General features: G+C 51.4%; 20 protein-coding genes and 1 other annotated feature. Of the genes, 2 read left to right on the plus strand and 18 right to left on the minus strand.

Annotated features, from left to right (window positions below):
• Positions 1-606: 606 nt before the first annotated feature.
• The 13 genes from hisIE to BZG23_RS10980 all read right to left on the minus strand — a co-directional run bounded on the left by hisIE (position 607) and on the right by BZG23_RS10980 (position 10,790).
• Positions 607-1,230 carry a bifunctional phosphoribosyl-AMP cyclohydrolase/phosphoribosyl-ATP diphosphatase HisIE gene (hisIE, locus tag BZG23_RS10920; RefSeq protein WP_077460403.1) on the minus strand — a complete coding sequence of 208 codons (624 nt, stop codon included), beginning with the start codon at positions 1,228-1,230 and terminating at the stop codon, positions 607-609.
• Positions 1,227-2,000, minus strand: a complete 774-nt coding sequence (hisF, locus tag BZG23_RS10925) for an imidazole glycerol phosphate synthase subunit HisF (protein ID WP_077606930.1) — start codon at positions 1,998-2,000, stop codon at positions 1,227-1,229. Before hisF ends, hisIE begins: the two co-directional genes overlap by 4 nt.
• Positions 1,982-2,719: a 1-(5-phosphoribosyl)-5-[(5-phosphoribosylamino)methylideneamino]imidazole-4-carboxamide isomerase gene (hisA, locus tag BZG23_RS10930; RefSeq protein WP_077606931.1), complete on the minus strand. Its 738-nt coding sequence runs from the start codon at positions 2,717-2,719 to the stop codon at positions 1,982-1,984. The genes hisF and hisA overlap by 19 nt, the downstream gene beginning before the upstream one ends.
• 6 nt (positions 2,720-2,725) lie before the next feature.
• Positions 2,726-3,325, minus strand: coding sequence for an imidazole glycerol phosphate synthase subunit HisH (hisH, locus tag BZG23_RS10935; protein ID WP_077480805.1), 600 nt, complete (start codon positions 3,323-3,325; stop codon positions 2,726-2,728).
• Positions 3,325-4,392 carry a bifunctional histidinol-phosphatase/imidazoleglycerol-phosphate dehydratase HisB gene (gene hisB, locus BZG23_RS10940; protein WP_077606932.1) on the minus strand — a complete coding sequence of 356 codons (1,068 nt, stop codon included), beginning with the start codon at positions 4,390-4,392 and terminating at the stop codon, positions 3,325-3,327. Before hisB ends, hisH begins: the two co-directional genes overlap by 1 nt.
• An 11-nt stretch (positions 4,393-4,403) precedes the next feature.
• Positions 4,404-5,456 carry a histidinol-phosphate transaminase gene (hisC, locus tag BZG23_RS10945; protein WP_108743729.1) on the minus strand — a complete coding sequence of 351 codons (1,053 nt, stop codon included), beginning with the start codon at positions 5,454-5,456 and terminating at the stop codon, positions 4,404-4,406.
• Between the two features lie 2 nt (positions 5,457-5,458).
• Entirely contained in the window at positions 5,459-6,775 is a 1,317-nt protein-coding gene (gene hisD / locus BZG23_RS10950) for a histidinol dehydrogenase (protein WP_077606934.1), read from the minus strand.
• A 6-nt stretch (positions 6,776-6,781) separates the two neighbouring features.
• Positions 6,782-7,678 carry an ATP phosphoribosyltransferase gene (gene hisG / locus BZG23_RS10955; protein ID WP_077606935.1) on the minus strand — a complete coding sequence of 299 codons (897 nt, stop codon included), beginning with the start codon at positions 7,676-7,678 and terminating at the stop codon, positions 6,782-6,784.
• Between the two features lie 34 nt (positions 7,679-7,712).
• Positions 7,713-7,851 (minus strand) — a sequence feature (His leader region).
• 143 nt (positions 7,852-7,994) lie between these two features.
• Positions 7,995-8,201 (minus strand): hypothetical protein, encoded by a 207-nt coding sequence (locus tag BZG23_RS10960; RefSeq protein ID WP_046075342.1) that lies wholly within the window; start codon positions 8,199-8,201, stop codon positions 7,995-7,997.
• Between the two features lie 99 nt (positions 8,202-8,300).
• Positions 8,301-8,777: a YchJ family protein gene (locus BZG23_RS10965; RefSeq protein ID WP_046075343.1), complete on the minus strand. Its 477-nt coding sequence runs from the start codon at positions 8,775-8,777 to the stop codon at positions 8,301-8,303.
• Positions 8,778-8,806: 29 nt separating this feature from the next.
• Positions 8,807-9,541, minus strand: coding sequence for a UDP-2,3-diacylglucosamine diphosphatase (lpxH, locus tag BZG23_RS10970; RefSeq protein WP_077606936.1), 735 nt, complete (start codon positions 9,539-9,541; stop codon positions 8,807-8,809).
• Between the two features lie 83 nt (positions 9,542-9,624).
• The gene (locus BZG23_RS10975) at positions 9,625-10,122 is read right to left on the minus strand and encodes a peptidylprolyl isomerase (RefSeq protein WP_046075345.1); all 498 of its coding nucleotides are present in this window, start codon (positions 10,120-10,122) and stop codon (positions 9,625-9,627) included.
• Between the two features lie 143 nt (positions 10,123-10,265).
• The gene (locus tag BZG23_RS10980) at positions 10,266-10,790 is read right to left on the minus strand and encodes a MarR family winged helix-turn-helix transcriptional regulator (protein ID WP_077606937.1); all 525 of its coding nucleotides are present in this window, start codon (positions 10,788-10,790) and stop codon (positions 10,266-10,268) included.
• Between the two features lie 286 nt (positions 10,791-11,076).
• Between BZG23_RS10980 and cysS the strand changes: the two genes are divergently transcribed.
• Positions 11,077-12,477, plus strand: coding sequence for a cysteine--tRNA ligase (gene cysS / locus BZG23_RS10985; RefSeq protein WP_077606938.1), 1,401 nt, complete (start codon positions 11,077-11,079; stop codon positions 12,475-12,477).
• A 119-nt stretch (positions 12,478-12,596) separates the two neighbouring features.
• On the opposite strand, the gene BZG23_RS10990 is transcribed toward cysS, so the two are convergent.
• Together BZG23_RS10990 and BZG23_RS10995 are read right to left on the minus strand one after the other, a co-directional pair.
• On the minus strand, positions 12,597-13,445 hold the full coding sequence (locus BZG23_RS10990; RefSeq protein WP_046075348.1) for an ion transporter: 849 nt from the start codon (positions 13,443-13,445) through the stop codon (positions 12,597-12,599).
• Between the two features lie 109 nt (positions 13,446-13,554).
• Positions 13,555-14,193 carry a YchE family NAAT transporter gene (locus BZG23_RS10995; RefSeq protein WP_046075349.1) on the minus strand — a complete coding sequence of 213 codons (639 nt, stop codon included), beginning with the start codon at positions 14,191-14,193 and terminating at the stop codon, positions 13,555-13,557.
• 562 nt (positions 14,194-14,755) lie between these two features.
• On the opposite strand from BZG23_RS10995, the gene adhE reads away from it, so the two are divergent.
• Complete coding sequence (gene adhE, locus BZG23_RS11000) at positions 14,756-17,485, plus strand: bifunctional acetaldehyde-CoA/alcohol dehydrogenase (RefSeq protein WP_274532375.1); 2,730 nt, start codon at positions 14,756-14,758, stop codon at positions 17,483-17,485.
• A 72-nt stretch (positions 17,486-17,557) separates the two neighbouring features.
• On the opposite strand, the gene BZG23_RS11005 is transcribed toward adhE, so the two are convergent.
• The 3 genes from BZG23_RS11005 to BZG23_RS11015 all read right to left on the minus strand — a co-directional run bounded on the left by BZG23_RS11005 (position 17,558) and on the right by BZG23_RS11015 (position 20,134).
• A complete protein-coding gene (locus BZG23_RS11005; protein ID WP_077606940.1) occupies positions 17,558-18,205 on the minus strand; it encodes an SDR family NAD(P)-dependent oxidoreductase in 648 nt (215 codons plus the stop codon).
• Positions 18,206-18,463: 258 nt separating this feature from the next.
• Positions 18,464-18,976 carry a VC2046/SO_2500 family protein gene (locus BZG23_RS11010; protein ID WP_077606941.1) on the minus strand — a complete coding sequence of 171 codons (513 nt, stop codon included), beginning with the start codon at positions 18,974-18,976 and terminating at the stop codon, positions 18,464-18,466.
• A gap of 150 nt (positions 18,977-19,126) precedes the next feature.
• Entirely contained in the window at positions 19,127-20,134 is a 1,008-nt protein-coding gene (locus BZG23_RS11015) for an alpha-L-glutamate ligase-like protein (RefSeq protein ID WP_167369759.1), read from the minus strand.
• Between the last annotated feature and the right edge of the window lie 35 nt (positions 20,135-20,169).

Here is a 20,169-nt window from a genome sequence, read left to right on the forward strand (position 1 = left end):
CATCTCAGCAGCCAAAGCAGCTTCGGTGATCTGTTTAATCAACGGCGTTAGGCTTCGGTGATCTGTTTAATCAACGGCGTTAGCAGTCCATCTTTCCCGTTGAGGTCTTGTCCAGATTGCAGTGCCTTAGCAAAAGCTTGAATATCAATTTCGTATTTGTCGGACATTGATGTATCACTCCCTGTTGAGGGTTAACTATAGGAGTGACACAGACTTTTGAACACTACCGCAGGTACATAATGCGCTAATCCAAATAGCGGTATATATCAAGGCAGTGAACAGACTTTCTAATGTAAGCCGCTTCTTTTTCCCCCCTCTCCGAGCACTTTTAACGGGCGTTGTTGATCAAATCAGTCGCCTAACGCACTGAGGTAAAGAGAATTATTTCGGTTATTCAACTCGGTAACTGATAAATACACCGACTCTACCGATAAACGTAAAGCCTCAACCTCGTTTGTAGGCTCTGACGATCTGATCACTGCGGGAGTGACAAGTTTAATTATTTAGGAAACAGCGCCGTTTTAAGCGACTTAGTACAACTCAAAAAGCGCCGCATGTGGGCGGCGCTTTGGAGGGACCATGTTTAGGTTAACACGCGCGTGGGCGTTAGCCTTGATGGCGAGAGGCGAGGACTTCGGTCACTTGATGGAGGCTAAGCTCTTGGTCTTGCAGTAATACCAACAGGTGATAAAGCAAGTCGGCACTTTCGTTTAATAGCTCGGCCTTATCGCCTGCCGTGGCAGCGAGGGCGACTTCGACGCCTTCTTCCCCCACTTTTTGCGCGATACGCTTGGTGCCTTTGGCAAATAGACTTGCGGTGTAAGATTCATCAGGCGCGGCGTCTTTGCGGCTGGCAAGCACTTGCTCTAGGCTCGACAAAAAGCCGGGCCCCGTGTGTGGCGGTTTATTGTCACTGTCAAAGCAGGTGGTCGTGCCGAGGTGACAGGTGGGCCCATGCGGCGTGGCCGTGACCAACAAGGTGTCTTGATCGCAATCGAGTGCAATGTGCTCAAGGCTTAACACATGGCCGGAGCTTTCGCCTTTTACCCAAAGACGCGACTTGCTGCGCGACCAAAAGGTGACGCGACCGGTTTCGAGCGTCGCGTTCAGTGCATCGGCATTCATGTAGCCCAGCATCAACACTTGGCCGCTATCGCTGTGTTGGATAATCGCAGGCACCAAGCCGGCGTTTTTCTCCCAATCGATACGTTCTACCCATGCTGCCGTCATACTCTTACCTCGATCCCTTGTTGTTTTAATGTTTGTTTTAATTCGCTTATCGCGATGATTTGCTTGTGAAACACCGAAGCGGCCAACGCGCCATCGACATTCGCTTGTAAAAAGGCGTCGGCGAAATGCGACATTTCACCGGCACCGCCGGAGGCAATCAGAGGCACCTGACAGCGCTCTCTCACCATGTTGAGTTGGGTTAAGTCATAGCCTTGGCGCACGCCGTCGCGGTTCATCATATTGAGTACGATTTCGCCTGCGCCTCGCTGTTGGACTTCCTCAACCCAGGCGGCGGTTTGCCAAGGCGTGGCCTGAGTGCGGCTTTCATCGCCAGTAAATTGATAGACCTGATAGTACCCGGTGACTTCATCAAAGAAGGAATCAATCCCGACCACCACGCACTGCACGCCAAACTTATTGGCCAGCCGTGTGATCAAACTTGGGTCGGCCAAGGCGGGTGAATTAATCGATATCTTATCCGCGCCGAATTCCAAGATTTGTTGGGCATCGGCTTCGGATTTAATCCCACCGGCGACGCAAAAGGGGATATCAATTACTTCCGCGACGCGACTGACCCAACTTTTATCGACCACCCGGCTGTCACTGGAGGCGGTGATGTCATAAAACACCAGCTCGTCAGCGCCTTCTTCGGCGTAGCGTTTGGCGAGCGGGACGATATCGCCGATGATTTCGTGATTACGAAATTGCACGCCTTTGACCACTTGTCCGTCGCGGACGTCCAAACAAGGAATTATCCGTTTTGCCAGCATGCGATCGCCTCCTCTGCGCTAAAGTTGCCTTCCAGTAGGGCGCGGCCGACGATCACGCCTGCGACGCCAGTGTTGCGTAAGGCGCGAATGTCTTCGAGACTGCCAATGCCGCCTGATGATTGAAACGCAATGCTCGGATAGCGCTGACACAAGTCGCGATAGAGCGCCACATTGCTACCTTGCAAGGTGCCATCGCGGGAGATATCGGTGCACAGCACATGCTTGAGCCCGACGGACAAATAATCGTCGAGGAGCGCTTCAATGGTGACGCCGGAGTCTTGTTGCCAGCCGGACACCGCCACGCGTCGCGTCCCGTCGCTGTCGATATGAATGTCGAGTGCCAATACAATGCGGTCAGGGCCGTAGGTTTGCATCCAGCCTTTGACTAAATCGGGCGATTTGACCGCGGTGGAGCCGATCACTACGCGCTGCGCACCGGTGTTTAGCAGCTCAATCACGTCCATTTCGGTGCGCACACCACCGCCAATTTGGATGTTGGCAGGCGTTGATTGCAAAATCTCGGTGATTAAATCGACCTGACGTGCGGTGGGATCTTTGGCACCGGTTAAATCCACGAGGTGCAGCCAACCTGCCCCCGCTTGATGATAACGCGCAAACTGCTCACGCGGGTCAAAACTGTAGTCGGTTTTTAGCTGATAATCCCCTTGATAAAGGCGCACCACTTGGCCATCTATCAAATCGAGTGCTGGTATAATCATCCTTGCTTACATCTCCAAAAAATTCTGAATCAAACGCGCGCCTACTTTGCCCGAACGCTCGGGGTGAAACTGAACCCCGAAGTAGTTACCTTGATTGATGGCCGCACTGAACGCATGGCCATAATGACATTGTGCCAAGGTGTAATCGCCGACCGGCATCGCGTAACTGTGGACAAAGTAAAAGTGGCTGCCTGCGGGAATGCCATCAAATAAGGGATGGTCATTGACGGTGGCGACTCGGTTCCAACCCATATGAGGCAGAGGCTGCCCAGCGGTATCCATCAGTTTGGTGGGCGCGGGGATGTGGCCGAGGCACTCAACGGGGCTATCGCCTTCATCGGAGTGCGTCCCCAACATTTGCATACCAAGACATATTCCCAGCAGCGGTTGCTCTACTTGCTTAACCAAATCTACCAAGCCGCGTTCGGTGAGGTTTTTCATCGCTTCGCTGGCCGTGCCGACGCCGGGCAAAAAGAGTTTATCTGCCCCTAGCACCACGTCCGGATCGCGGCTTAGTGTGGCTTGATACCCCAAACGCTCAACAGCAAAGCGCACTGAGGCCACATTGGCGCAGCCGGTATCGATAATGACAGTCTGTTTGCGCATTACAGCACTCCTTTACTGCTTGGCAAGGCATCGCCCTCGACCTTGATGGCTTGACGCAAGGTGCGGCCAAAGGCTTTGAACAAACTTTCCACCAAGTGGTGGGTATTTTCGCCCGACACGGTTAGGTGCAGGGTACAGGCCAAGGTGTCGGTCAATGAGCGGAAGAAGTGTCCCACCATTTCGGTCGACATATCGCCCACTTGTGGCTGCGGGAAGCTGGCCTCAAATTTCAAATAGGGGCGTCCGGATAAATCCAACGCACATTGCGCCAAGCACTCATCCATCGGCAGGCTAAAGCCAAAACGGCCAATGCCGCGCTTGTCACCCAGCGCCCGTTTGAGTGCGTCTCCTAATGCGAGGGCGGTATCTTCAATGGTGTGATGGTCGTCGATGTGCAAATCGCCTTTAACGCGAACATTGAGCTGAAAACCGCCGTGGGTGGCAATTTGATCCAACATGTGGTCAAAAAAGCCCAGTCCGGTTTCAATGCGGCTACCGCCACTCTTATCCAGGTTAACATCCACCTGAATGTCAGTTTCTTTGGTAGTGCGGGTGACGCTGGCCAGTCGCGGCTGCTGGGTGAGACGCTCGACAATCTGTGGCCAGCCCATCACGTCACGTTGGTATTTGATGCCTTGTAGCGCCATATTGTTCGCTAAGGTGATATCGGTGTCGCGATCGCCAATCACCGCCGATTGGGCGAAATCAATTCGGCCTTGCTGTAGATAGTCTTTCACCAAGCCTAGTTTGGGTTTGCGACAGCTACAGTCATCGCTATCAAAGTGCGGGCAAATCAGTACGTCTTCAAAATGGATCCCTTGTGAGCGAAACAGGGCCATCATCATGTTGTGTGGCGCATCAAAGTCCGCTTGCGGGAAGCTCTCGGTTCCCAGACCATCTTGATTGCTCACCATCACCAAGGTGTAACCCGCCGCTTGCAGGCTCAGCAACGCGGGGATCACGTCCGGCTCAAGGGCCAATTTATCCAGACGATCCACTTGATAATCTTCAGGCGGCTCCACAATTAAGGTGCCATCACGGTCAATAAATAAAATCTTGTCTTTCACAGTGGTTGTCCTTATTCACTGAGTTGCTGGCGGATAAAGGCCAGCACTTTTTCACATTCGTCACGGTTACCAATACTGATGCGCAAGCTGTTGGCAACGGCGGTCTGACGCACAATCATGCCTGCACGTCCTAAACGTGCGAACACCGCGTCAGCGTCATCTAGTGTGATGAGCAGATAATTGCCAAAACCTGGATGCACCTCAACGCCCGGCAGCATACTGAGACCGGCTTGCAAATAGGCACGGTTGGCGGTCAAGTCCAAAACCTGATATTTCATCCGCGCCAAACCGGCCTCGGACAGCGCTTGCTCGGCAATCTCTGCCACGGGGACCGGCACGGGATACGGCGGGATCACCTTAAGCATCAAGTTAATAATAGCGGGGCTGGCGAGGGTAAAGCCGCAACGCAGTCCCGCCAGAGCGAACGCTTTGGATAGGGTGCGCAGAATAGCCAGATTCTCAAAGCGTGTGAGCAAGTCGGTGCAGGTCGCTTCTGGACTAAATTCAATATAGGCCTCATCCAGTACCACAATCGCGCGATCTTGAGTGCGGGTGAGTAGCGCCTCAATGTCGTCGCGGTTAATCAGATTGCCGGTCGGATTATTGGGACTACACACGAAGATAAGCTTGATACCGGCATCTGCCTCCAATGCGCTATCAATCCCTGCCATGTCCAACTGCCAGTCGGCGGTGAGCGGCACTTGGGTGGTGGCGATACCTTGGTTTTCCGCACTGACCGCATACATGCCATAGGTAGGTGGACAAATCAGCACGCTATCTTGGTTTGACTCGCAAAAGGCACGCAGCAACAAATCAATCCCTTCATCGGCGCCACGAGTGGTGATGACTTGGTTCGTTTCGACGCCTGCATAATCCGCATAGGCATTGATCAATGCATTGGGCTGACAGCTGGAGTAGCGATTGAGTCCCTGACCGCTTACGGTGTAAGCGTTGTCAAAGGGTGACTCGTTAGCATTGAGCCAGACATCCCCGCTACCGCCGATACGGCGGGCTGACTGATAGGGAGTAAGCCCTTGTACTTGCTCACGGGCGAGTTTTTCGATGCTCATACTAATGGATCCTCCGAAGCTTGAGCTTGTTGCAGCTTAGTGAGACGAATCTCGACTGCTTGGCGGTGTGCATCCAAGCCTTCTGCTTCGGCAATACGCATCACTGTCGGGCCCAGTGTTTGCAAACCGGTGTCGCTAAGCTCTTGCACCGTCATTCGCTTGGTAAAGTCGGCCAGCCCAAGGCTGCTGTAGGTGCGCGTATAACCATAAGTGGGGAGCACGTGATTGGTGCCAGAGGCGTAATCACCCACGGACTCGGGCGAGTATGCGCCCAAGAAAATCGAGCCAGCGTTATCCAACAGGGGCAACAAATCCCTTGGTTGTTGGGTTTGCACAATCAAGTGCTCCGGCCCATAACGGTTAGAAATAGATACGCATTGGGTGAGGGTATCGGCAATAATAATCACACTGCTGCCCAGCGCTTGCTTGGCAATCTCTGCACGACTGAGTGTGGTTAATTGCTGCTGCACCGCATCCGCCACTTTCTCTGCCATCTCTGGGGCAGGGGTCACCAGCACCACTTGCGAATCGGGGCCGTGCTCCGCTTGGCTGAGTAAATCGGCGGCAACAAAGTCTGGATCCGCGCCGGCATCGGCAATCACTAACACTTCCGAGGGGCCGGCAGGCATATCCATGGCCGCGCCATTGGCGGCAAGGCTCACTTGACGTTTGGCCTCGGTGACATAGGCATTACCCGGGCCAAAGATCTTATCCACCTTGGTCACGCTTTGAGTGCCAAAGGCCATCGCCGCCACCGCCTGTGCGCCGCCCAGGGTATAAATTTCATCAATCTCACACAGTTTGGCACAGTATAAAATTTCGTCGGCCACTGGTGGTGGCGTGCACAGTACCACTTTGCGGCAGCCAGCAATTTGTGCGGGTACGCCCAACATCAAGACAGTAGAAGGCAAGGGCGCGCTGCCGCCGGGAATATACAGCCCCACGCGGTTAATCGGGCGGGTAATGGATTCGCACACCACCCCTGGCATGGTTTCGACTTTCAACGGCTGCGCTTTTTGCGCACGGTGAAAGGTGCTGATGTTATCGTAGGCTTGGCGTAGGGATAGCTTGATATCTTCTCCCAAGCGCGCTTCAGCCTCGGCCAAGGTTGCTTTGTCGAGTTTGATGCTATCCAGTTCGACCCCATCAAATTTTTGGGTCAATGCCTTTAAGCTCTCATCTCCCCGCTCTCGGACATCGGCGATAATATCGGCGACGCTCGCTTGGGTTTGGGCGCCGGTTGTGATTGCAGGGCGGCGCATTAAGCCTTCTTTTTGTGACTCTCCGAGTGATTTCCAGACCACAGTACGCATGACTATTTACTCCATCATCTTTTCAATCGGCAGGACCAAAATTGAGCTCGCACCCAACTGCTTCAATTTTTCCATGGTTTCCCAGAACAGATTTTCGGTACTGACCAAGTGCACCGCGACACGGCTCTTTTCGTGGGCTAATGGCAAGATGGTGGGATCTTCCGCGCCGGGGAGTAGCTCGACCACTTGCTCTAAGGTTTCGCTGGGCGCGTGGAGCATGATGTATTTGGACTCTTTGGCTTGGATGACACCTTGCATGCGGGTGAGCAAGCGTTCAATCAATGCGGTTTTCTCTTCACTGAAGCTGCCTTCACGCTGGATCAATACCGCTTTTGAGCGGAATATGACTTCGGCTTCTTTCAAGCCATTGGCTTCTAAGGTGGCACCGGTTGAGACTAAGTCACAAATCGCATCGGCTAGTCCCGCACGCGGCGCGACTTCGACGGAGCCATTGAGCATACAGGTGCTAAAGTTTACCCCCTGTTTGTCCATATAGGCTTTGAGAATATTGGGGTAGGTGGTGGCAATCCGTTGGCTGGCCAGATCTTGTGGACCGTTATAGCTTTGGTCTTTATCGAGGGCGATAGAGAGACGGCAGCCGCCGAAATCGAGTCGGCGCAGCAGTTGATATTGGCTCGGCTCGCCCAGCTTGATGCGCTCAAGGCGTACTTCTTCTAATTCGTTTTCGCCAATCACCCCTAAATCAACCACGCCGTCCATGATAAGGCCTGGGATATCATCATCGCGCACCAGCAGCAGATCGATGGGCATGTTTTCGGCGTGAACCACTAAACGCTCACCGGTGTAATTGATTTTTACCCCGCAGCGTTTAAGCAGCTCTTGGCACTCCTTGGCGAGGCGGCCCTTTTTTTGGATGGCGATACGTAAGCGTTGTGTTTGCATGTGTGCTTCCTTGTCTAAAAATGAAAAGCTAAAAAAGAAAAAACCCTCGGAAGACGGTGCTCCCGAGGGTCTGAATCTGTTAGCTGGCTAATGACCGACGGAAGCGCTTTTTACTCGTCTTCCAGTCGAAACCATTCCTCCCGAAAGACTAGTCAGGATGATGGTGGTGATGCATTGTCATTAGCGATGAAGTCATTTTTTGATGTCCATTTACGTTGGTCAATCTCATTTCTTTTTTGACAATATCAAAGTCAGCTTAGATTGCAACTACAAACATGGAGATTTTTTCACCGCCTAGCATGACAAGCGGTGACGCCTAGACATAAACATCCAGCGAGCCATCATCTTTTTTTCGTGGCGCGCTCTCTTTTTCAGCCTGCGGCGACGCATGGTGATCCGATGGATCATCTAAGCGACGCTGCTTGCGCTCCTCAATATGGGCTTGCTTTCGAATTGCCCATACTTTGGTTGGCGGTGCATGTGGTGTGCGATACACGGGACTGAGATTGCCGAGCCAATTCATGATTCATCCTCCTCTGGTCTTACTATCAGTATCGACCAAGGAAAAGAATTCTTGATTGATTTTTAACCAGGCCTTCTCAGAGGAGGGTGAGGGTAGAGACTAACTGCAACACTTTTTAAACTTACGTCCGCTGCCACACGGGCAGGGATCGTTGCGCCCCGCTTTGACATGGCCGGGAAACACGCCATCGATATATCGCCACTGAAGCTGTCCATCGATCGTCTCTTTAACAAAACGAGAGCGCTCATGCAGAGATTGGGGCTGGCCGTGCGCGATAAAGTGGGCTTTAAAGGTGACAAAGCCAAGTTCACCTTGTTGCAACACCTCGCTATCTACGACCTCGAGCGACTGCCACTGGTGCTGGGTCATGGTGGTGATGTCATCACGAAACGATTCGGCGCCGCATTCACTGTGGTAGGTCTTAACAATAAAATCCACCAAGCCTTTGGGGTGTGCGCTGTAACGTGCACGCATCAATTGCTCCGGATGGATAGCATTGGCGGGGTTCTGATGAATCGGCGCGCAGCAATCTTGATAGGGTTTATTGCTGCAACAAGGGCATAAATCAGTTTGCATAACTATCTCTTAACCAGTCGCTGAACGGTTTAAAAATGGGTAAAGTCGCGGGTTTGCAAGTCACAATCTTGTTCATTGCACACCAACACAGAGCCGTGTTGATACCAATCGCCTAGCACAATACGTCGGTACGCGGTGCCGTGTTGGTGCCACTGGTGGATATGAGGGCGATGGGTGTGGCCGTGAATCATATGGCGTACATTGGCGTTATCCAACTGGCGCTGTACCTCTTTCGGCGTGACATCCATGATGGACGTTGACTTTTGTTGGTTGGCATTGGCACTGCCCGCGCGCATTTTGGCCGCAATCTTGCGGCGCCACGTCAGTGGTAGGCTCAGAAATAGTCGCTGCAACCAGCGCTGGTGGACTTTGCGTCGAAATGCCTGATAATCAACATCCTCGAGGCACAAGGTATCTCCGTGCAGGATCAGGGTGGGGGTGCCATATAAATCGATGCACTCAAGCTCGCTTAACAGGGTTACGCCGGTTTCTCTAGCAAAGCGTTGGCCAATTAAAAAATCACGATTGCCATGAATAAAGTACACTGGCACGCCTTGCTCAGTCACCGCGGAAAACGCCGCTTTAATCTGTCGATGAAACGGGCTGTTGTCGTCATCACCAATCCAAACCTCGAATAAATCCCCCAGAACATACAGGGCGTCGGCATTTATCGCCTCTTGCTTCATAAATCGTTCGAAGCAGTCAGTAATATCTTGCCGCGTCGGGCTTAAGTGTAAATCAGCGATGAAGAGGGTATGAGACATGCGTTGGTTTTATCATCAATAGAAAGCGGGTCGCGACGAAAAAGAAAGGGTAGCCTTGGCTACCCTTGCTCGATAGTGTCACTTCAGTCTTCAATAGTCACGCTATTGATCAACACTTCTTCGACCGGGACGTCCTGGTGAACATAACCCCAGTTACCGGTGGCAACACCTTTGATCTTGTTGACCACATCCATGCCTTCAACCACTTCGGCAAACACACAGTAGCCCCAGCCATCTGGCGTCTTAGCTTTGTGATCCAAGAACAGGTTGTCATTGACGTTGATAAAGAATTGCGAGCTTGCTGAGTGCGGCTCCATGGTGCGAGCCATCGACAAGCGCCCCGTCAAGTTGCTGAGGCCGTTATCAGCTTCGTTTTTAATTGGCGCACGGGTTGCTTTTTCTTCCATGCCAGAGGCCATGCCACCGCCTTGGACCATAAAGCCGTCAATCACGCGGTGGAACAGGGTTCCGTCGTAAAAGCCGTCACGGCAGTATTGTAAAAAGTTCTCGACCGTAGCCGGTGCTTCGTCTGCAAACATGCGAAGTTTGATGTCACCGAACGTGGTATGAAGAGTCACCATGATGTAATCCTGTCATTGGCTTGGCTAAAAAGGATCACAGATTTTAGCCGAAAGTACTCGCTGATCAAGCAAAGATCCCCTGGATGTGGAATTAATCATCATTCCTGAGTCGTCCTTATCTCAGGCGAGCTGGGGAAAAGCGATTAAGACACGGGCTCAACATGTGCGAGTAATTTTTTAAGCAACACGGCGAGTTCGGCTTGCTCATCGGCGGTGAGACCTGCCAATAGCTGGTGTAAATTGTCGGTATGATCCGTCACCGCTTTATCGATTAATCCCATACCCGCGTCTGTCAGTGAGACATAGACGCCACGGCGATCGTTGGGATCAGGGCTGCGAGACACCAAGCCTTTTTGCTCGAGGCGATCGATACGGTTGGTCATCGCGCCCGAAGTAAGCATCAAGGCATCGAGCAGCTGGTTGGGTGTTAATGTATAGGGCGAGCCTGCACGACGTAGGGAGGCCAACACATCAAACTCCCCAGGGTTGAGGTTATATTGGCCAAATACTTGTTGCAGTTTGGGATTGATATTGCCCAAAACCCGCGCGAGACGGCCCGTGATCGCCATCGGGCTGGGGTCGATATCTGGGCGCTCGTCGTGCCATTGGCGTAAGATGAGGTCAACTTTGTCCTCTTGTAGAGCGGAAGGGGTTGCGTTATCAGTCATGATTCTGCCACATCGGTTAGTCTCAATAAGATCGGTGAGTGCCAATCAGTCAATGGGCCAGTTTGCCCAATAAATACTTATCGATAAAGATTCTTTATTGAAAAATAAATGAATAGGCYTAAAAAGCTCAAGCGATAATCTCGGTTTTAGTAGTAACTTGTGAGCCCAGTCTTAATGTTTCACAGGCCTTGGCCGGCGTGAGAGGCTTGCGTCATGCCAGTAGAAAAGGTGTAATAGCTGCTTCACCTTACTCATTGTCACTATTGTAACGAGTCATCAAATTATTATGTCGACGCAAACCCCCCCGTTAAAGATCTACAACTCACTGACGCGAGATAAAGCTGTCTTTCAACCCATCACGCCGGGAAAAATTGGCATGTATGTGTGTGGGGTGACGATTTACGATCTCTGTCATATTGGTCACGGGCGTACTTTTGTTTCGTTTGACATGATTGCGCGCTACTTGCGCTACTTGGGCTTTGATTTGACCTTTGTCCGTAATATCACGGATATCGATGACAAAATCATTAAGCGTGCGGCGGAAAATGGCGAGAGCTGTGACGCATTGACCGAGCGCTTGATCGGTGAAATGTACCAAGACTTTGATGCTTTAAACATGGCGCGTCCTGATATCGAGCCACGTGCGACGGACTACATCGATGAAATCATCGCACTGGTAGAAAAGCTGATTGAGCGTGGCTTCGCCTATGTCGCAGATAATGGCGACGTGATGTTTGAAGTGGCCAAGTTTGATGCTTACGGCAAGCTGTCAAAGCAAGACCTCGATCAGCTACAAGCGGGCGCCCGTGTGGATGTTGAAACAGCCAAGCGCAGTCCTCTCGATTTTGTGGTGTGGAAAATGTCCAAACCTGGCGAGCCGACATGGGAATCCCCGTGGGGGCCAGGCCGTCCAGGTTGGCACATTGAGTGCTCGGCAATGAACTCTGCGATCTTGGGCGAACATTTTGATATTCATGGTGGCGGCTCTGATTTGCAGTTCCCGCACCATGAGAATGAAATTGCCCAATCTTGCTGCGCCCATGACACCCCATATGTCAACACCTGGATGCACAGCGGCATGGTGATGGTTGATCGTGAAAAGATGTCCAAATCCTTGGGGAATTTTTTCACCATCCGTGATGTATTGGCACATTATGATGCCGAAACCGTGCGTTATTTCTTGCTGTCCGGTCACTATCGCAGCCAGTTGAACTACAGCGATGAAAACCTCAATCAAGCCCGTTCAGCACTTGAGCGTCTGTACACCTCGCTTCGCGGTTTAGACACTCAGGCCGAACCTGCCGGTGGCGATGAATACGTGGCACGCTTTGAAGCGGCGATGAACGATGACTTCAATACCCCAGAGGCCTATTCGGTGCTATTCGATATGGCTCGAGAGGTTAATCGACTGCGCGGCGATGATCAGGCGGCGGCATCCGCGCTGGGCGCGCAAATGCGCAAGTTAGCGTCGATTCTTGGTTTGCTCGAGCAAGATGCCGATAGCTTCTTGCAAGGCGATGCAGGGGCTGATGATGAAGTGGCTGAAATCGAGGCGCTCATTCAAAAACGGAACGATGCCCGTAAAGCCAAAGACTTTGCCAGCGCCGATGCCGCGCGTGATGCGCTCACCGCGATGGGTATTGTGCTGGAAGACGGCCCACAAGGCACCACTTGGCGTCGTAAGTAAGCGACTGTTATTTGCCATTGAGCCACTAAAAACGGAGCCGACCTGCTCCGTTTTTTTATTATCGGTATCTCGTGCTTTTACTCGCAGCGACTGCCGTACCAATCAACGTGAAGCCAGTGTTACAGCCCAGGTGTGACCACGCGTTTATCGGCTTCCGGCAGCTCACTGCCACAATGCTTACAAAATGAGGCGTCGGACTCATGGCCGCTTTTTGAGCAGTTAGGGCATTTTACCAAGTTGCGATGCAGTGACATCTGCTGACCGATTTCGGCGGTGATGATCCCTGTAGGCACGGCAATAATCGAATAGCCCATCAACATGGTGAAAGACGCGAGTGCCTTGCCAATATCGGTTTGCGGCACAATATCGCCATAGCCGACGGTGGTGAGGGTGACGATCGCCCAATAGATGGCATAGGGAATACTGGTAAAGCCATTCTCTGGCCCTTCAATCACGTACATGAGTGCGCCGAAGACGGTGACCAGGATCGCCACGGAGAAGAAGAAAATCATCACCTTGCGCGATGACAGCATCATCGATCGTAACAAGATATTAGAGTCTTCCAAAAAGCGCATCAGCCTCAAAACACGGAAAATGCGCAATACCCGCAACAGGCGTACCACCATCAGGTAAGTGGTGCCTGGGACAAAAATCGCGATATAGGTGGGCAGAATCGCCAGTAAATCCACCACGCCGTAAAAGCTTCGCGCATAAGCAGACGGGCGCGGAGAGCAATAAAGGCGCAGTAAATACTCGATGGTAAAGATGCCGGTAAAGCCCCATTCAATCCAATAGAGCCATTGCGACCATTGAGCGTGAAAGCTAGCGATGGATTCCAGCATCAACACCACCATTGAGGCCAAGATCATCACAATCAGCACCAAATCAAATGCCTTCCCGTGCTTCGTCTCGGTGCCAAAGATGGTGGTGTAGAGATAATGTTGAAGACGGCTTTGTGACTTATTCATTCGCTTACCTTGCTATAAACCTTCCATGATTGAGCCGCAAAAAACCGGCACGGCAACTGCCTCCGTGCCGGCTTGCTAGTACTACGCGCTGCACGGGATGACCGCGCGTTTAGTTGAGGCCAGGAAACAGAGCGCGCATGCCAGAGGCGATAAACTCGATGCCTAATGAGCCCAGAATAAGACCCATGATCCGCGTAATAACGTTGATACCCGTTTGGCCTAAAAATTTCACTACTGCAGGGCCGACTTTAAATAATCCCCAGATTCCTGCAGAGAACAGCACGAGGGTGGTGATTAATGTAATCGTACTCCAGGTATCGGGGTATTGAGAGCCATACACAATGGTTGAGCTGATCGCACCTGGCCCGGCGAGCAGCGGCATTGCCAGCGGCACGACGCCCACTTGTTCACGGCTAATGGTTTCGGATTGCTCCTGCTTGTTTTGCTTACCCTCACCCAACTTACCGTTCATCATGGTAAAAGCGATACTGAGCAGCAACATGCCACCGGCCACCCGGAATGAGTCGAGGGAGATACTAAACAAATCCAGCAACATCTGACCGGCAAGCAGAGAAACAATCAATATGATCGCCACCGCGATGGCTGCGGTGTATGCCGTGCGGTTTCGTTCTTGTTTATCAAGATGTACGGTGAGGGTGACAAAAACGGGCATGATACCGATAGGGTTAACAGCGGCAAAAAGCCCGACAAAAAACTGCACAAAAATCATGGTGTCGAAAGCGGCCATGGTGACTCTCGTAATGCTGTGAGGAAGTCCAGTTTCTCTCGGGTTTAATCAATGGCGCCAGTATAGCGATATCAGTTTAAAAACCAACCACTCAGCCATGTATTTTCTGCATGCAATGATTGCACGTTTTGAACCAACTTAAGATGGCTCACTCAAACGATTTGTCGTCATGCAACTTTCGCACGGCAAACTATACTGAGGGTCGGTGTCGTGGGTATAAACAACCGTCTTCAGGCGTTTTGTTGAAATTTACATACAGTATCGACATATAGACTTGTCTCATTATGTAAAAAATATGTTACTGTGATGAAAATTTTAGACACATACATTCTGTGCTACAAAAATATTAAACCCAGTAACTGTGGGGGTTAAGCGTAAAATTTATTGTGGTTGATTTGATAACAACTGATCGAGATCAAGTTACTCATGCTGTGAAAACTTATACTCAGTTTTGAAAGTTATTTACTAAATGCCACGCACCGAATGGCAACACTAACCAAAGATAAACATGGCTTAGTAAGCAAAGACGCGGCGTTAAGCAATTACTAAATGATTTTCAAATATGAACCAGGAGACGACTATGCCTGTCACTAATATTGCTGAACTCAACGCGATGGTTGAGCGTGTCAAAAAGGCACAACAAGAATTTGCGACCTATTCACAGGAGCAAGTAGATAAGATCTTCCGTGCCGCATCTCTGGCTGCAAACAACGCGCGTATCCCACTGGCGAAACAAGCGGTTGAAGAGTCAGGCATGGGTATCCTCGAAGACAAGGTTATCAAAAACCACTTCGCCTCTGAGTTCATCTACAACAAATACAAAGACGACAAAACCTGCGGGATTCTCGAAGAGAATGACGAATTCGGCACCATAACTATCGCCGAGCCCGTTGGCCTTATCTGCGGTATCGTGCCAACCACTAACCCAACCTCTACTGCGATCTTCAAATCACTGATCTCATTGAAAACGCGTAACGGCATCATCTTCTCGCCACACCCACGTGCGAAAAACTCGACCAATGATGCTGCGAAGCTGGTTCTTGATGCAGCCGTGGCTGCGGGCGCGCCTAAAGACATCATCGGCTGGATTGACCAACCATCAGTTGAGCTTTCTAACGCACTGATGAAGCACGACGACATTAACCTGATCCTGGCGACCGGTGGCCCAGGCATGGTGAAAGCGGCATACTCATCAGGTAAACCTGCGATTGGCGTGGGTGCGGGTAACGTGCCTGTGGTTATCGATGAAACCGCGGACATTAAACGTGCTGTCGCGTCTGTACTGATGTCAAAAACCTTCGATAACGGCGTGGTGTGTGCGTCAGAGCAAGCGGTTATCGTGATGGACGAAGTGTACGATGAAGTGAAAGAACGCTTTGCGTCGCACAAAGGCCACGTATTGAGCAAAGCAGACGCCGATAAAGTGCGTAAGGTACTACTTATCAACGGTAACCTTAACGCGGATATCGTGGGTCAACCTGCCACTAAGATTGCCGACATGGCCGGTGTAAGCGTGCCATCAGACACGAAAATCTTGATTGGTGAAGGTCTGGAAATCAGCATCGAAGAAGAGTTTGCTCACGAGAAACTGTCTCCAACCTTGGGTATGTTCCGTGCCAAGAGCTTCGAGCACGCGGTCGACATGGCTTGCAAAATGGTGGAAATGGGTGGTATCGGCCACACCTCAGGCCTATACACCAACCAAGACGTTAACCAAGACCGCATCAAGTACTTCGGTGACCGCCTGAAAACGGCTCGTATCCTGGTCAATATTCCAACCACGCACGGTGGTATCGGTGACTTGTATAACTTCAACGTTGCACCGTCACTGACATTGGGCTGTGGCTCATGGGGTGGTAACTCAATTTCTGAGAACGTTGGGCCTAAACACCTGATGAACAAGAAAACCGTAGCGAAGCGAGCTGAGAATATGCTGTGGCACAAACTACCAAAATCTATCTACTTCCGTCGCGGCAGCTTGCCAATCGCACTGAGTGACCTAGAAGACAAGAAACGCGCGATGATCGTGACTGACCGCTTCCTGTTTAACAACGGTTATTCAGAGCAAATCGAGTCAATGCTTAAAGCGCAAGGCATGGACGTGAGTACTTTCTTCGAAGTAGAAGCGGATCCAACCTTAAGCGTGGTGCGCAAAGGTGCGGAAGCAATGAAGAGCTTCCAGCCAGACGTGATTATTGCCCTAGGTGGTGGTTCACCGATGGACGCGGCGAAAATCATGTGGGTTATGTATGAGCACCCACAGACAGCTTTTGAAGAGCTAGCGATGCGCTTTATGGATATCCGTAAACGTATCTACAAATTCCCGAAAATGGGTAAAAAAGCCGAGCTGGTTTGTGTGACAACCACATCAGGCACCGGTTCAGAAGTGACTCCGTTTGCGGTAGTAACGGACGATGAAACTGGGGCGAAATACCCACTGGCCGACTACGAGCTGACACCACAAATGGCGATTGTTGATGCCAACCTGGTGATGAACATGCCGAAGTCACTGACAGCCTTTGGTGGTTACGATGCGATTACCCACGCACTGGAAGCCTATGTGTCTATCCTTTCTAACGAATATTCAGAAGGGCAAGCACTGCAAGCGCTGAAACTGCTGAAAGACTATCTGCCAGCAAGCTATGCGCACGGCGCAAACGACCCAATTGCACGTGAGAAAGTGCACAATGGTGCCACCATTGCCGGTGTCGCATTTGCTAACGCCTTCTTGGGTGTGTGTCACTCAATGGCGCACAAAATCGGTGCTGAGTTCCACTTGCCACACGGTTTGGCGAACGCGCTGCTGATTTCCAACGTGGTACGTTTCAACGCCAATGACAACCCAACCAAGCAAACGGCATTCTCGCAGTACGACCGTCCACAAGCACGTCGTCGTTATGCAGAAATCGCTGACCATCTTGGCCTGGCACAAGACGGCGACCGTACCGCACAGAAAATCGAGCGCCTGCTAGCATGGCTTGAAGAAATGAAGCTGAAATTGGATATCCCAGTCTCAATTCAGGCAGCCGGTGTACCAGAAGCGGACTTTATGGCCAAACTGGATGAGCTAGCGGAAGAAGCGTTTGATGACCAATGTACAGGCGCTAACCCACGCTACCCACTCATCAAAGAGCTGAAAGAAGTGTTGGTTGCGTCATACTACGGTAAGCCTTACGTGGAAGGTGAAACCTTCGAAGGCACCACGGTTATCAAGAAAAAAGATGACCAGCCAGCCGCCGCGCCGACTAAAGCCGCGAAAGCAGCAAAAAAAGACGAAAAAGCAGACGCCTAATTTAACCTAGGTAACCGCTTAACGACAAAGACCCGCTTCGGCGGGTCTTTTTGTATTTGAGAGAGCGATCTTCTACCCACTTGCCTCTAACAACCGGCCGTTAAAAGAATCGTTGGAGACGATGTACTCGGCATTGCGGATAAACTCATCATCGACACCGCGACTCGGCTGGCTTCGGTGACGCGGGACAATACCGCCGACACGAATTTTCAGCGCGGAAAGCTCTTTGGCCCACCGCTGGGTCAAACCGCCAATCATGGCGTTGGCAACCGTATCGGGCGTGAGATGAGTGCCCGCGACATTAATGATCACGCCTGGCCGACCGCGTTGCTGCATGCATTCTGCTGCACGTTGGACGACCAAAAAGTATTGTGACGTGGTATCACTGAGTGTTTTGGGTGTGTCCCATTGATTGTCACTGTCAAAAAGCTTAGGCAGGATATCCCCTTGCCAATGATTAATGAGCACATCAATGCCACCAAAAAGCCGAGTAACTTGGCTGAACGCATCGTGAATAGAGTCAGGCTCATGGTCAGCTAAACAAATAGGCTGAACGCGCCCCGGATAGTTGCGGCATTGATCGGCACTTAAGCGCAGCGCTGGCCACTCGGTATCGAGCAGCACCACGTTGGCGCCAAGCGAGCAAAAATGCTCAGCCATGGCGCGTCCAGACGGTGAACCACCTGCGGTAATGACGACCACTGCGCTATCGATCTTCATGAGAGTTTCCTCATAATTATCAGTCTATTAAAACAACCTGATGCATTTATTTACCCAAGCAAGTCACGAGAAAGTGACAGCTTAATCACACCTTATTCAAGCATGGGAGTGTAATACTGGACCATAAATACGAGGACTGCGAAAAAAAGACTAAAAACGTCAGGTGGAATGGCAAAAAGAATATCGGGAATCTATAGAGGATCACAATTTGATAAAGGATCCACCAATGTCATCAAGATCGACTTGCGATCTGACGCATTATGCGCTCACGCGCATTTTATCAAAGCAATGTGAGGTGGTGAGCTTTTCATACAAAGTGGCGGGGTTATACGCAGGGCGCTTGGGCTCGGTATCGGTCAAGTGACGACGTTCGTGGCCAGATAAATTATGATAGACCGCTTCGTCAAAACCGTGTGTACCTTGAGGGGGATAATGCATGGCCGCGGGGGCAAGCTGAAAGCGCAGGTTGGCGCTGGCAATGCCGCCTCGATGAAAGGCATCGGCTTGCGCACTGGCGCGTTGATAGTCTTCTTCATTACTGGCTGCAAGAGGTTGTGGGTCGGGCAGTTGGAACTGCTGACGGAGCATCTGATCATTGCTGACGGGCGCATCAATCGGCGTCAGCGGGGTCGACTCGTTGGCATCACCAGATAATAGCGCCATCATCAGCGCAAAGTCGGAACGACGCCCTTGTACCACCGCATGGTTTAGGTTGTCCCCAAACTGAACGTCGCTAATCAGCTGCGCTTTGTCGATGGTATGGATAGTCACTGTGGTTACCCTAGTTATGACGTGGTCGATACGGTAATAACTAGGCTATCGGCAGCAGACGAGAAACTTTAACGCTTTTCTTTGGTTTGGCTTAAATATCTTTGGCTGGTGACCACGTCTCCTGTAACGTCGAGTGAGCGCTGTACCAACTCATCCTGCCTCCGCAAGCCTGGGTTGCAAGGGTTGCGTACTCTGACCAGCAAAATGTTGCATTGAAAACGCCACTCGGTCTTCCGGTAGAGGCGGATAGCGACAAGGCGGCAGAGATTCAATCAGAGCAAGGCGCGGAAGCAGGCCACATCCATTCGCAATTTGAATGGCGAGGCCTGGTCGTGCATTGAGCTCCAATACCATCGGACCTTTTTCTTTGTCCAGCACCATGTCGGTGCCCATGTAACCCAAGTCCGTCATTTCCCATGCACTGGCGGCGAGGGTAAGAAGCTGCTGCCAGTGAGGCACTTGCAGGGTATAGAGATCTTGATGGGTATCTGGATGATGCGTGATAGGGCGATTAAACTGCACCGCTTTTAGTGCTTTGCCCGTCGCCATATCTAAGCCGACGCCAACGGCACCTTGGTGTAAGTTAGCTTTGCCATCAGACGCCGAGGTCGATAGACGCATCATTGCCATCACTGGGTAGCCTTGAAAAACAATCACGCGGATATCGGGCACGCCCTCATAGCTAAATCCTTGAAAGCTATCATCAAACGCAATTAAATTTTCGACCACGGCGACATCGGCTTTGCCTCCCAGCGAGAAAAGGCCTGCCAAGGTATTGGTGATATGGCGCTCCACATCATTATGGCTGACCGCTTTCCCCGAGGCTTTGGTATAGACTCCTTGGTGGTTTTTTGTCACCACTAAAATACCTTTTCCGCCAGAGCCCTGTGCAGGCTTAATCACAAAGCCGGGCCAATTGGCGACCATGGCGTGGATGCGTTTGACATCCGCTTGGCTGTCAATCACCCCAATCAGTTCAGGCACCGTGGCCCCCGCTTGTTGGGCGATGAGTTTGGTTTGTAGCTTGTCATCAACCAATGGATACAAACGCCTGTCATTGTAGCGACCAATATAGCGAATGTTGCGCTGGTTCATGCCCATGATCCCTGCGTGGTTAAGGCGAAACGGAGAGGCTAACTTATCGAGGAGTTTGCGCATCATCGCCTCCTGAGGTGGTAGCTAATCCAAGTGGC

Source organism: Salinivibrio sp. ML290 (genome assembly GCF_001995695.1).
Taxonomy (GTDB): domain Bacteria; phylum Pseudomonadota; class Gammaproteobacteria; order Enterobacterales; family Vibrionaceae; genus Salinivibrio; species Salinivibrio siamensis.